Source organism: Paraburkholderia sp. RL17-373-BIF-A (assembly GCF_046030175.1).
Classification (GTDB): domain Bacteria; phylum Pseudomonadota; class Gammaproteobacteria; order Burkholderiales; family Burkholderiaceae; genus Paraburkholderia.
This window is the reverse complement of record NZ_JARESO010000107.1, coordinates 1-13,694: the sequence shown is the minus strand read 5'-3', so window position 1 is coordinate 13,694 and position 13,694 is coordinate 1. Positions and strand designations below refer to the sequence as shown.

Sequence of the window (13,694 nt, the reverse complement as noted above, 5' to 3'; positions counted from 1 at the left end):
CGATATATCGAAGTCCCCCGCCTGCTTCGCCATGCTGTCTTCGGCATTGGTCGTGGCGCGCCGGAAGACGTCTTTGCTAAACCGGGGAATGTCCTTTCCGTCCGCGCGCTGCCGGAACGCTTCATGCGTGCCGCCCGTGAACCGCGCACCGGACTGGTTTCTACCCAGGAAAGCTTCTTGCAAATGTTTGCGCAGTCACAACAGACATAGTGATTCCATGGATTTCTCGATTGCCCTCAGCAACGTGGCGTGCCATTCCTACCTGAATCCCTTCCATTCACAAGTGAATAACCTCGATCGCACATGTCGTTGGCTTCATATGCAAACGCGTCAAACCTTGTGTGACAGCCACGCTCGCTCATTCGTATGCCGTCGACTCATGAAACGCTCTAACCGGGCGAATGCCACTCCCTCCCGCCCTTCTGCGATAGCCTCTTTTATACCCCGGACTTCTTGCCTACTCATGCCTAACGCAAGCAGAAACCTCACCGCGGTGCGCCGCCGCATGTGAAGACCCTCCGTGGATACTGAAGACGTACTCCCTACGTTTCTCCTTTCAAGGTAATTCGAAACCCGCTCAGCGGCCAACACTTCCTTACCTCTTTCCTGACTTTCTCTTTTCCCCCCAGAAAGATGTTCTATAAGAATCGCGGCTGCGACCTTTCGAGACTTCCGAACGGCCCCAATCCCGTTGAAGTCGCGTTCGACATCAATTAGCGACGACTCTTTGAATTGGCCTAAAACTCTCCATTCGGCAGCGCTTTGTATAGCCTCAGACCTTTTCTTAAGCACTCCCGCCACTATTTTATAAACGCCCACACCGAGCCATACCACACCCACTGCTGCCGGAACTACCGGAATAACTAGACCGATAAAGCCTAGTATGCCGATCACAATACCAACAAGGCCATAGACAATATGCGCAACCGAGAACACCTTTCTCCGCCCGCACTCTTCGATCTCCGTCGTCTTTGTCGATCGCGCAATCTCTGCCAAATTTGAATATGTATCTTTGATGTCACTCAGCTCTAATTTCGACGCGTTCTGCGCACCGTCCAATTCAATTTTCGAAATGTCGTCGATATACTTCCTCAATCTGTTCGACTCATCATTCCCGACACTCGCCATGACGCTCAGGTCAATTCTCTTATCCTCCGTTTCAAAACATGACAAGATCCTTCCTGTGATTGCACGAGAAGATTTTTCCTCACGATGGCTTTTAACGAATTCTACTAATCCAAAGGCAACATTCAAAACACCAGTTGCACACGAAAAAACGGCAGACAGCAGGTCGGAGAAGGACTCTGATAGACCCTTCAATATCTCGGTACCATGTGAGGCGAGCCACGTTTTTGTGACAACCAATCCGGAATGAATTGACTCGCCAAGCTGAACTAAACCGTCTCGAATAAAAACCAAACCCACCAAGAGTCGCGTCGATTGGAGCTCCTTCCGTTCTTGCTGGACAATTTGCAGTTCGATAGGTACTTCGAATGGCTCTGCATCGTCCCCCTCTACCATCGATCGGCTGTGCTTCTCCCTCAGCTTGTCCGCGATCCTTGCGCCCTTCATCTCCATCCTTACGAAGTCGGTTAGTGTGCACCCAATCTCTGCCAGCGCAAACACTCCAGACCCGACGTCCAAGATGCTCGATACATCACTCGCCTCGCCGATAGTGTCGTTCGGAGTCACAGTATCGCTCGCATCTATCACAGCATTGGCGCCATCAACTTCCGTCCAACCAGCATAGCCCGAGGCCAATGCTATATCACGGCCCACCTTGAGAGGGGCCGGACCGGTGTTGACTATTTCCGCGCTCTTAAAAATACGCACACTTCGCCTTCAATGAATGCTCGAGTTCGATACCGAAATTCCTCATACCGCACTAAATCTCGCGTCTTCGCTTAACCGTTTTCCAGTCCATCAACCGGTCGTTATCGGCGGCGACGTCACTATCTTGCAAAGTCTGCGACGGTGGGCAAGCGCTCAAATGCTCCCGCCATCGCGCGCCTCGAAATCGTAATTCACGCAGTTGTCCGACCTGAGCAAACGCGCTTGCGTCGTACATCTCGATGACGCCCGGGAGCGCAGTTAGGTAGCAGAAACCGGCGCCTGATGTTCGCGCCGATGCGCGTATTGACGAACGTACTCTGTGAACATTCGTCACCCAAAGCTTAGCCTTTGCGAACGTGGTGCTCACACAAGCTCGGGCGTGCGCGCCTCCGCAGTCATCACCTCTCGACACAGCCAAGTTGCACAAGTCCGTCGGCACTATGATGACCATGATCGCGGAGGCACGCATTCGCAAACTTGCCTGAACTGCGAATTAATCACATTGCAACGCGAGGCATAGCGCCCAGCCGCAAGCCGTATGCTACTGGCGCAGCTCGACATGAGTCGGACGCCACCCGCACGTCCATCGCTGCCGACAAAGGAGCCGACTGGTCATGGCGCCTAGTCGATCTACCTTGCACACTTAGATTTGCATGTCACTGCAGATACACAACTGCGCTACGGAAAAACGCCTTTCCGTTTGAGCGCTACGCCTCAGCTGGGTATCTGGGAAACTCCGACCCGCCGTGCAGCTATCCGCCAGCGCTAGAGGACATCGCTCGGTCTTGATCCGACATCCTCGCCTTAGGCTCAGCGTATCCCGTTCAGAAACGAATCTATGCGGGCAAACGCAAGAGCTTCCTTTCCCTCCGAAATAGCTACCTTTATAGCCTTGACCTGTTCCCTGCTCATACCGAGGCCAAGTAGAAATCGGGTCGCGGTGCGCCGCCGCAAGTGGAGACCTTCCACCGACACTGCAGGGGACACATTGTTCATGGACTTGGTTTCATTGTAGGCATTGGCCCGTTCCACCGCCATGGCGTCCTTGCTCGCCCCCGAAACCTCCCTTTTCCCACCCGAAAGATGCTCAACAAGAATCGCCGCCGCGACCTTCCGACATCCATGTGCATCCGCATCTTCGATAAAGTCACGTTCAACATCAATCAGTGATGACTGAACATACCGGTTAAGAGTCTTGGACTCTGCATTGACTCTTGCAACCTCGGCCCTCTTCGCCTGCAATCCCGCTGCCATCTTGTAGACCGCGAAGCCGAGCCAAAATGCGCCTATCACGGCACCGACAAACGGAATAGTTACACCCACCAAAATAAGCACGCCGACTGTCACAGACGCAGCACCGAAGACAACTCGTGCAATCGAAAACGCCGCCGTTCTGTCGGCGGCCTTAGCGATGGTGTTGTGTTTTGACTGTGCCAGTTCCCCCAAGACAGTGTAAACTTCGGTAACGTGGTTCAATTCCAACTTCAACGCGCTCTCATCTGACAACGATTGAATGTTGGTGACTTTCGTCGAATACTTTTGCGCCCTTTCGACCACATCACTTCCCGACTTCCCCATGGCACACAGGTCGATTTTCCCACTATCCTCGCCGAAGCACGTTGACACTCTTTCTACTACCTCGCGAGAAGCCTTCCCGTCGCGGCGGGACCTGATGTAGTCCACAACCCCCGCAACCACGTGCAAGGCCCCCATTCCGATGGAAAACGCGGCTGTAAGAATGGTTCCTAGGGCCTTCGTTAAGCCACTTAATATCTCAATTCCGTGCGTCACGAGCAAATTCTTGACCGCGATCAAGATATTCAGAATCACCTTCCCAAGTTGGACGACTCCGTCACGCGCGCACGTCACAAGTCTGGACAGTCTCCCATCCTGAAATTTGCTCAACTCCTGCTTCGCAATATCATGTTCGACGCTATACAGGGGCTCGTTATCGCCCACGCCAACGATAGACACGTCATTGTCCAAGGCCTTTAAATTTGCAGCAATCCTTGCGCCCTTTGCCTCCATCATCACGAAGTCCGTTAGTGTGAATGCAATTTCCGCCAACGCGAACGCGTTGCCTCCCCCGCTCAAGCCGGTCGACACCTCTACCGATTCGCCGAGGTGATCATCCGGATTCGTCAATTTTTCCACGGCTATCGTAGCGTTAGTACCTGCAACTTCGGTCCAGCCTGCGTAGCCTGTAATCAATGCTACCTCACGCCCTACATGAAGGGGAGCCGCACCGACTTGCTGTCCATCCCTGAATACGCGCATCTTCTATCGCCCGAATCGTACGTTCTATAAGTGGGACTGCGAAAGCTACCTAGTACAAACTCATTCGCACTACGTTTTGACGGCTCTTTTTCGTAGATAAGTAGTAGCACCCACAGCAGTCACTGCTAGAATGACAGAACTGCGGCCCTTCTTCCCTGAATCGCGTCGGTTCAGTATTCGTCAGGAAGTCTCACCTCTCGGTGACTGCCTTATCATCTGCTACTCATCATGCGCCATCCTCAGCTTCACATTCGCTCTCATGGCAAAGCCTATCAGCTGCGACCATGCTCAGCGCGTCAACTGCCGCTCTGGCACACTCCGCGTCCGTAGCCCTGTTCGGCGCTCGGCGGAGGACCTGACGCGTTCAAAATAGAGATTTGTCGCATGATTTCATCTCTCAGTTCTGCGTACTCAGGGCAGGACATACACCCCCTTATTGCAGAGGAAAGTGCTTTGCGAGCATTGTCTGGCTGCCCTGCGAACTGATAACTTTGGGCTGCAAGATACGCCGGACGCGGATCATCTAACCTCAACAGTCCGGCTTGCCCGAAACAGAATACCGCTTCTAAGTGTTCCGCTAACCTCTGGCAGCAAAGACCCAGCGCAAACCAATAGTCGAAGTTCCAATGGCTGAGTCGAGACAGCAATAAGTAAAACCGCTTGGCCGCCGCGTAATCGCCGAGATCGAATAACTGCGTAGCGTACGCGTAGATATGATCAAGGTCGGCAGGATCTAGGTTTACCAAGGCTTGGAGCGTGCCCCCGCGGCTAAAAAAGTCGCGCACGGTTTCTAGGTCGTCATGCATAGCAAAATATCCTCGAAGCTGAAATGGGCCTACAGGTTGCAACGCATCTGTCCATCAGTGTTCTCTTGCGTAGCACCAAGCCATTGTCTTGACCAGTTGAGGCTCATCGGCCGCGGCTCCTATCCCTCATGACCACGCCGCACCAATCCTGAGTCCCTCCGCGATGGATTGGATGCCACCAGCCGTAACAAAAGCGTACGAGAGACGTTTGCATCGTATTTGGCGCCGATGAGATAAACGTTGGAAAAGTTGCCGCGTCTTTCCCCTTTGGAAGATAAGTACACTAGACCGATTGGTAATACGAAATTGCGCGTGTCACGACGTAGTATCCGGCATCGAAAACATGAAGTGCCACCACCCCTCGCGCCGCATCTGTGTGAGGCCGATGAAACGGCCACCTGAGTACGCCGCGTCGTCACAAGCAAGGCGACGGACACGTCGTACTGGGGCAAGCCGTGCGTAAAGCCGAACAAAACGATGCGGCCGACGCCGAGGAGACCTGCTAAGCGTGTCGCACGTCCCAATATGCGTTCGTGCCGATCAAGAGCATCGGTGCTGCCTTTGCATCGAGCATGTCAGACCTCTGTCCGCGCACGCACTGCTTAGTGCTAACCAGATTCGGGGACTACTCGGCGAGTTCCGGCATTGGTCGTTCCGCAAGCGATCACGAATTTTGTGGGTGGCGTGCCTGCGCTGCTCGCGATCATCGTCTGCGAGTGATACGAGCGACCGATTCTGTCCACAAACAGCTGAACTGCCCCCCGGATGTTGGACGCGGTGACGTTAGTGCTGCTTGTATTCATCCTTTATTGGATTGACTTAGTCTTTGCAATCTTGGCTTGATCCGATCGTGGTTGTAGTAATTGGTGTAGTCCCTGATGCCGGTTTGCGATATTGTGAAACCTGTTCACGTGGAAGAACTGAGACTTGAGCGTTCCGAAGAAACATCGTGGCGTTGTCGAGGCAATTTCCTTTGCGCGCCATGCTCTGCCTCACTTTCTTTTGCTTCAGCAGGAGGTTATAGACAGGCATCCGTTCGACCTTGCCTTTGGTCTTCGCGCGATAAGGTCGACAAAGCTGGGGCTGAAACCCGCAGTGCCGGGCGAAGTCGAGAAACCCCGGCTGGAAGCGGTGCTGCTTCGGACCGTATGCATCCCGCTCGATGACAACGGTCTTCATATTGTCGTACAGCGCACGGTGCGGCACACCGCCGAACCAGTTGAAACAGTTGACGTGACACCTCAGCAAAGTATCGAGCCGCATGTCGGAAACGAATTCGACGTAGGTCGCACGGCTATAGCCGTGCGTGGCTACGAATGCGAACAGGTTCGCGTCATTCAGCACCAGCGAATCAAATACGCATGCCCTTGCTGCGACCTTGGCATCAAGGTGACGCCGGCACCTGCGCGCATCATCCCGAAGGGCTACTCACTGAATCGGCGCTTGCAGGGGTGGTTGTGAGTAGGTTCGCTGACGCGCTGCCGCTGTACCGGATCGCCGCGTTGCTGTACCGTTTCGGTGGCGATCTCTCGCGCGGCACGCGGGCAGCAAGTGTAGTGCGCGTCGGCATGACAGTGCAGCCACTGATTAACCTGATGCGCGACCACCTGCTCAAGGCCGACATCTCTACGGCGATGAAACGACGGCGCAGGTACTAAAAGAGCCAGGCCGTGCTGCACAACGCAACAGCTACATGTGGCCGCAGATGAACGGTACCGGACCACCAGTGCGAATGTTCAGCTACAGTCCCACGGGCAGCGCGGCGCAGGCCGCCGTGCTCTATGCTGGCATCAAACCCGGCGCGGTGTTGATGAGCGACGGCTACGAGCCGTACAGCGAAATCGCCCGAACAAATCAACTGGTGCACCTCGGATGCTGGGCGCACGCGCGACGTTACCTGATCGAGGCCGAAGAGGATCTCCCAAAGGAGCAGCGCGGCGGTAATCATCCGGTGAGCGAATTCATTCGGCTGATCGGCAACTGTTTGCCGTTGAGGCACGCTCCGAAGACATGACGCCGGAGCAGCGGCAGAAACTCAGACAGGCCAGGAGTCAGCCAGTTCTTGATCAAATCGAGGCGCTTCTATTGCGTCACCTAAACACCGTGTTGCCACAAAGCGGGTTCGGCAAAGCGCTTCAATATCTGCGAGGCCAGTGGCCCAAGCTCGTTCGCTACGTCGGCAATGGAGCGTGGCCTATCTCGAACAACCCGTGTGAGAACGCGATCAGACCGTTCACGGTTGGACGCCGGAACTGGCTCTTCAGTGACACCGTCGCCGGCGCAAACGCCGCCGCCAACCTCTGTTCGCTCGTGCAGACCTGCAAAGCCAACAGCATCGAGCCGTACCATTACCTCATCGCGCTGTTCAAAGGTCCGCCGCACGCGCACACCGCCGACGACTACGAGGCTTTGCTGCCCTGGCGATTGAATCCAAACGTGGCCTGACGCATGTTGCATGGCACCGCACAAGGGACACCGTCTAATGCGCGCTTACAATATTGTGCACGGTGCCCAGGCTGATGGACACGCCCAGCACATCGTGCATGAACTTCACGACACCGCGCATCGAGCCGTGAGCGATCATCGTCAGCCCGAGCGTGGCCTGCTCCAGCCAGCGTCGGGTGACCGGCAACGAGAACAGCACCTTGTGAACGTCTTCGGCCTGCGCCGGCGAGAAGAGCTCATCGAGCGCGGCGCTGGCCTTGTGCATCTGCCGGTAGAAGAGCGGGCGGCTCACGCCGTGCCGGGCGGCCAGGGTGCTGACCGGTTCAGTGTCTGCCAAGGCCCGCACGGCCATCATCTTGCGTTCGTTGCCCGCGAGCTTCGCGGTTGCAGTGCAGGCGGATAGCTTCATGGAGGTGTCGCGAAAAAAATGGGGCACCATTATCTCGCGCCGCGCCATTCGACGCCGTGCGTAACGCGGCTCTGAACCACGCCGGCGCTCGCACTCGTCTGTGGTCATGCCGCAACGCTCACCGTGGTCGACCTAGTCGCGCTTGGCCCACTCGTGCAGTGTCTGCGGTGTTGCGGTGTGCAGCCGATCATCGGCGCAATCGATTCGCCGCCGCCCACGTCGACGGATATTCGCTACGCTGGTCGCGCACCGGGCGCTCTCGGACTGCGGGGACAACTTGGTCACTTTCTTGTTCATGGCTCGATTCTCTGAAGAATGCGAGCCTCCACAAAGTCGAGTGCAATTCACCGTTACGACGACAGAGCCTTCAGGTCCACTTCGCTCACGTCTGCTTCGCTCATGTCTACGTCGCGCAGGTCCACGCCGAACAGGTCCACACTTTCCAGTTTCGCCCCGCTCAGTTTAGCCCCCGTCAGATCTGCCTTGCGAAGGTGCGCTCCACCCATTTTAGCGCCCCTTAGATCTACCTCGGTCAGTTTCGCCCCCGTCAGGTTGGCCTTGACCAGGTCCGCTTGGCGCAGGTCCGCCTTGCTCAGATCCGCCCCGCTCAGGTTCATCCCGCTCAGGTCCAAACCGCTCAGGTTCGCGCCGTGCAAATTCGCCCGGCCCAAGTCCCACTCCAAGTTCTTCGCGCTGAGGCTCTCTTTGCCAAGCTTCGCTTTGCGCAGATCAGCCAAGCTGAGATTCGCACCGCGCAGGTCTGCCCCGCGCGGGCTTTCGCCCCTCAGATCCGCGTCGCGCAAGTCTGCCAAGTGCAGGTTAGTTCCGCTCAGGTCCGCTTCGCTCAGGTCCGCCCCGGTCAGATCCGCCTTACTCAGATTCGCCTTGTCCAGCTTCACCTCACTCAGGTTCATCCCCCTCAGGTCAACCCCCGTCAGGATTGCCTCGCTCATAATCGCCTTGTTCAGGATCGTCGCCTTGCTCAGGATCGCGCCACCCAAGTCCGCCCCGATCAACTTCGCCCCGCTCAAGTCAGTTTGGCTCAGGTTCGCCCCACCCAGGTTGGCCCCACTCATGTCCGCGCCACTCAGGTTCGCCTCGCTCAGATCTGCCCCGCTCAGGTCCATGCCGATCAGAACCAAGTCGCTCAGGTCCGCCCCGCTCAGCCGTGTCCCTTTCAGGCTCGCCTTGCAAAATTTTGCATCGCGCAGATCCGCCAAGCTCAGATCCGCGCCTTGCAGGTTCGCCCCACTCGGGTCATTGCCCGTCAGATCTGCTTCGCGCAAGTCTGCCAAGCGCAGGATCGCCCCCTCTAGGTTCGCATTGCTCAAGTTGGCTTTGCTTAGGTCTGCTCCAGTCAGGTTCGCGCCGCTCAGGTTCGCGCCGCTCAGGTCCATTCCGCTCAGGTCCATCCCCATCAGGTTTAAGTCGCAAAGTTCCGCCCCAGAAAGTTTAGCCCCGCTCAGATGCGCCCCGCGCACTTTGGCACCGATCAGTTGCGCCCCGCTCATGTCTGCCTCGCGCAGGTCTGCCCCATCCAAGAGCGCACCGCGTAGGTCCGCACCGCTTAGGTTCGCCCCACGTAGGTCCGCCCCGCGCAGGTCCACTTCGCGAAGATCCACTCCGCGAAGATCCACTCCGCGAAGATCCACTCCGCGAAGATCCACTCCGCGAAAATCCACCCCTTGAAGGTCTGTCCCGCTCAGCTTCGACGTGTCCCCATTGATCACATTTCTTCTCGCCGGTGGAATGCCTCGAGCCGCGTCCTGGTACAGATGGTGATCTGCCTCGTGCCAGGCAAGTCCTCGCTGAAGAGTTCGTGGTTCAGCGCCCGGGCAATCGTTCTGTTTCGATAGGGCTCCAGCATGGTGGAGTGCTGAAGGTCTCCGAGGACACAGACGCGAACGGCAGCGCCCTCACCTTTACAGTGGAAACCGGCGCGACCTCCGATGCTTATGAAGATCCACTACCGCCTGCCTTACGGCGTCCTCTTTCTGGTGACTGCTGATGGACTTGCAAACCCGCTCGATGAGCAGCCCAATGAAAGCAGTCAACAGGGAGATCGCCACAGTCACTGCCCCACGTGAGCGCGATATATCGAAGTCCCCCGCCCGCTTCCCTATGCTATCTTCAGCATTGGGCGTGACGCCCCGGAAGGCCTCTTTGCTGAACCTAGGAATGTCTTTCGCATCCGCGCCGTGCCGGAAGGTTCCATGCGTCCCGCCCGCGAACGACCCATTTATTGAATTTTTTCCGAGGAAAGCTCTTGCGAATGTTTGTGCCGTCACAGCAGCCATGATTACTCCATATTTCTTCACAAGTTTGTCAACGACGCTCGTTCGGCGATCCGAAATTCAGCGACTTGCAGGTCGTATTCACCAGTGCCCCACAAGCTCCAGCGCTCGCGCATAGTAATTCACACTGCGATGATGATCTGTTGCAAACGCGTCGCCGGTTTCGATTTTGCGGGAGCGAGCTTGCCGCCCGGGAGCCGGAATTCGGCAGTGTCGCTGAGCTATTACCCATAAATGAAGGCTAGAAGAAGCTAATGTACAGACGCAACACCCAGCAAGTGGTAGCAAGGGCTTTCGGGGCTTGGAGTCCACACAACCTGCCATACCCGACAAAACGGCGCACGATGGATCCGTTCTTCTGCGCCACCCACGCCTGGTCGTTCTTCTACGCGCGCGAACGCGTCAGTTCGATACCGGTAACCTTGCAGAAATCGAACACGGCCTCGTGCATGGACGCCGTATCGTTATCGCAATCCTGGCCACGAAGCGGAAACAGCAGCGCCCGACTAACCGGTTCGATGTGCTCGAGAACAAACGCGCCGCTTCGATGGGGCATCGCCAGGCATTCCGTCCATTCAGTTGGAACATCGGCCATCACAAAGCTGTGCACGAAGTCGCCGGCGGCCTTACTGCCGCCTCAATGTTCGCCGAAGTCGACCTCGAGATAGCCACGCAGCAGTCTTTCCCGTCAGAGAACGTTCTGATCGTTCACCGTACGGCGGATCGCTTTGCCCACTTCGCCAGCACGTGGGCGTTGCCCCGCAAAGTCCTGTTCTCGTACATCACGCGGCAGCCGGTCGATGGTGGCGGCGCTGATCGGGTTTGCGACCGGCTGGACCGAATGTCTTGCGATGCCATTCCGTAACCACGCATTCGTCATTGAACACGTCGAGCGTGTACGGGCTGCGCTGCCATTTCCACTGCGTGGTCTCGACAGCGATAACGACACCGGCCTTCATGAACGAATCCGTGTTTGACTTCTGCAAAGCGACCGGCATCGAGCTGACGCGTTCGCGCCCGTATAAGAAGAACGATCAGGCATGGGTCGAGCAGAAGAACGGTTCGATTGTGCGGCGGCTGGTGAGATACGGCAAACTGCGCGGGCTGGAGATACCCGAAAAGCGCCGTTTGATTTTCATGGGTGTGCCGACCTAGCGCCGGGGCGATGCCGATCAGATTTGACCGGTCACAGCTTCCATGACATGCAGAACGGACACTCTGCCCTTGTTTGCGCTCATTACACGCTAATTCTCGCGCGCTAGAATACAACCATGTGGCGCATGACGCATCGCGCTGTGATCTTCAGTGATCTCGTCGTCTCCTCATATCTTCCTCAGATATGAACTCCGCCCTCCAGCCCCGGAGGGCTTTTTTTTGGATGCGCGACCATTGACCATCGAACTGGAATCACGCGACAGTCACAGATTGTCAGGTCCGGATTCCCCATACTCGACGGGCTGCACGGATCCGAATAAGCGCGGCGGGTGCCGACGAGTCTGCGTAGCGGTAGCGGTGGACACCCTGATCGAGGATCGTTACGTATGCCAAGCCGTTTGCCGGCGTCAAGGTCCGCGGCCACATTTCGCGGCCTGCATTGGACCCGAAGCACGGTTTTACCGAGGGAGCATGGCTGTTTCTTCGTGCGATCGCTGACGGCCTCCAGTGGTCCTACGGCTGGTCGAAGCCGGCGCGCAGCGGCACACCTCCTGCTCGACTTCGGCTACACGACGGGACCGCGCGCCAGCGGACTGGTCGGTGCGATACGCGGCAACATCCGCTCAGATGGGCACGGCGTTTACTGGCTGCATCTGGTCGGCAAGGTCGGCAAGCCCAGCAAGGCGACGTTGCCGCTGCTCGCCCGTACGCCCCCCTCAACCAGCATCTTCTCCATCGGCAACTGCGGGTCACGCCGCAACGGTGGAGTTCAAAAACGCCACTGGTCGGGCGTCTTGGCGAGGGCTGCGACGCCGGCACTGCCGGTTCACGGCCGGATCGCGTGAGGCGCCGCTTCTTCAGCAGGCGGCCCATATGATCGAGACGGACCATGCTGTGGTAGCGGAGAACTGCACCGCGCGAGCCCTCACTGGATGAGGCATTCCCATGTGAGTGATGTGCCGGACTAACAAGCGTGCGCGACAGATGGATCAGGCCTTTGCGGCCCGCAAGTGGCCGCTAACCTAATGAATTACCGCAGATTCGAAAGACACTGCGGTTCCGGCTTATATTCGAAATATCAGCGCCAATTGAAAAGCATTGTTTCAGATTGCAAGTGACCATTTCACGGACGCGGCGACGAAGACAGGGCCGGTCGAAAGCTAGACGGCCAATAGCGCAGATCCCGATTTATCCGGAGAATGGCGCAGGCGTGGAAGCAAGTTTCTGACGTGCATGCCCATAGGCGCTCGCGAATGTCAAGCCCAAACCCTTGGGAAGAGTGGCACGCAATTGAGAGCAGCAAGCATTAGAGTACATGGAGAAATGATGAGCGGCTCGTTGAGTTTATCTGTTCGTAACTTCCACAGAGGTCTCAGTGCCTTTCGTGAACCGGGCGTGTCAGCCGACCCTCTCCGGCAAGCCAGTTTCGCTGGCAGCGAACTTACATTCGCCGGGGGCGAAGGACTTGCTGTTGTCACTATTGACGTTCGGGATATACGGATTGCTGAAAGTCGCGAACTTGCGAAAGAAAGAAGAAATTGTCAAGCGGGCGATGGAAGAACTTGGGAATAAGCTGACGTCCCAGTCAGGACATGGACAGGTCTCTGTGACTGTCGAAGACAGTGAACTATTAATTTCAAGCGACGTGTACGAGGGCTGCGATTGCGTAAAAGTCTCTTTTAGAGGCGAATCCACTTTCATAGAAGGCTTGACTATGGAATCACTCAGGACTTGCATGCTTGGCGACAACGGGAATGTCGCACCTGAGAAGACCCTCAAGATCGAATATGGCATGAACGAGAGGTTCCGTGCGTTCCTTGATCCGCCACAGGGGCATAAGGAATCTCGTTGGAATTGGCGTCGGCTCCGCGACAGTGTGGGACCCGACTCAGTAGATCCGAGGACGGAAGACGTCAAGTTGATGGAGGCATGGGAAGTTCGCGAAGAGATGGATGTGCTACATGAGGAGACAGAGAAGATCAAGGACGAGCAGCGAGAGCATTACACTTACAAAGAAACCTTGGATCAATATTGCGCGCGCATCGGCACTTCCTGCATCATGCGATTTGTTAACGGTCACAGGTTTACCGATGAATCTAGGGTGTTTGACTTTACGGTAGAAGAAAGACTCTCGCTCTTGAGAGGGGACACTAAGATAGCAACCATGCGAAATAATCTGGCGAATAGCGGTGCCAGCGACAAGCAGATAAAAGTCGTAATTAACCTCATGCAGTCGAGAGCAGGAAATATGTTGGCATACCTGCTTAAACATAGAGAGGTCGAAGAGATCCGAGGCGACACTACTATCGATGCTGTTCTAGTAACGGACAAGAGGCTCGATGGCACAGTCAAAAACAGTTCCGTCTACGTCTATCACGAAAGCCAGCATCTTGTTGACAACTCATACTCGGGAGCAGGAATCCGCGCTTATGTGACCGCATCTGGTGATGTCTTTGTAAGTGTTCTCTACCACGG

Annotated in this window: 9 protein-coding genes and 3 pseudogenes; 6 read left to right on the top strand and 6 right to left on the bottom strand. The window is 56.3% G+C overall.

Annotation, left to right across the window (positions count from 1 at the left end; genetic code table 11):
* Positions 1 to 210 (top strand): hypothetical protein (locus P0D80_RS47060; RefSeq protein WP_408294839.1); only part of this gene is annotated, 210 nt, incomplete at its 5' end.
* A gap of 120 nt (positions 211 to 330) precedes the next feature.
* Here P0D80_RS47060 and P0D80_RS47055 read toward each other — a convergent pair.
* The 4 genes and pseudogenes from P0D80_RS47055 to P0D80_RS47035 all read right to left on the bottom strand — a co-directional run.
* Entirely contained in the window at positions 331 to 1,833 is a 1,503-nt protein-coding gene (locus P0D80_RS47055) for a hypothetical protein (protein ID WP_408294836.1), read from the bottom strand.
* 810 nt (positions 1,834 to 2,643) lie between these two features.
* Entirely contained in the window at positions 2,644 to 4,044 is a 1,401-nt protein-coding gene (locus tag P0D80_RS47050) for a hypothetical protein (RefSeq protein WP_408294833.1), read from the bottom strand.
* Positions 4,045 to 4,406: 362 nt separating this feature from the next.
* Positions 4,407 to 4,916 carry a SycD/LcrH family type III secretion system chaperone gene (locus P0D80_RS47045; RefSeq protein ID WP_408294830.1) on the bottom strand — a complete coding sequence of 170 codons (510 nt, stop codon included), beginning with the start codon at positions 4,914 to 4,916 and terminating at the stop codon, positions 4,407 to 4,409.
* Positions 4,917 to 5,936: 1,020 nt separating this feature from the next.
* Positions 5,937 to 6,242: pseudogene (locus P0D80_RS47035) on the bottom strand (DDE-type integrase/transposase/recombinase); the annotation flags it as partial.
* On the opposite strand from P0D80_RS47035, the pseudogene tnpC reads away from it, so the two are divergent.
* Positions 6,237 to 7,361: pseudogene (gene tnpC, locus P0D80_RS47030) on the top strand (IS66 family transposase); the annotation flags it as partial. The pseudogenes P0D80_RS47035 and tnpC overlap by 6 nt on opposite strands.
* Before the next feature lie 34 nt (positions 7,362 to 7,395).
* Here the strand turns inward: tnpC and P0D80_RS47025 are convergent.
* The gene (locus P0D80_RS47025; RefSeq protein WP_408294827.1) at positions 7,396 to 7,770 is read right to left on the bottom strand and encodes a COG3415 family protein; all 375 of its coding nucleotides are present in this window, start codon (positions 7,768 to 7,770) and stop codon (positions 7,396 to 7,398) included.
* Positions 7,771 to 8,120: 350 nt separating this feature from the next.
* Positions 8,121 to 9,500: a pentapeptide repeat-containing protein gene (locus P0D80_RS47020; protein ID WP_408294825.1), complete on the bottom strand. Its 1,380-nt coding sequence runs from the start codon at positions 9,498 to 9,500 to the stop codon at positions 8,121 to 8,123.
* Positions 9,501 to 10,365: 865 nt separating this feature from the next.
* On the opposite strand from P0D80_RS47020, the gene P0D80_RS47015 reads away from it, so the two are divergent.
* From P0D80_RS47015 to P0D80_RS47000, 4 genes and pseudogenes are all read left to right on the top strand, one after another.
* Complete coding sequence (locus tag P0D80_RS47015; RefSeq protein WP_408294822.1) at positions 10,366 to 10,929, top strand: hypothetical protein; 564 nt, start codon at positions 10,366 to 10,368, stop codon at positions 10,927 to 10,929.
* 92 nt (positions 10,930 to 11,021) lie between these two features.
* Positions 11,022 to 11,219 carry a hypothetical protein gene (locus tag P0D80_RS47010; RefSeq protein ID WP_408294819.1) on the top strand — a complete coding sequence of 66 codons (198 nt, stop codon included), beginning with the start codon at positions 11,022 to 11,024 and terminating at the stop codon, positions 11,217 to 11,219.
* Positions 11,220 to 11,585: 366 nt separating this feature from the next.
* Positions 11,586 to 12,172, top strand: a pseudogene (locus P0D80_RS47005) (integrase); the annotation flags it as partial.
* Positions 12,173 to 12,594: 422 nt separating this feature from the next.
* The coding region (locus P0D80_RS47000; protein WP_408294816.1) for a hypothetical protein at positions 12,595 to 13,694 on the top strand (1,100 nt) is incomplete at its 3' end.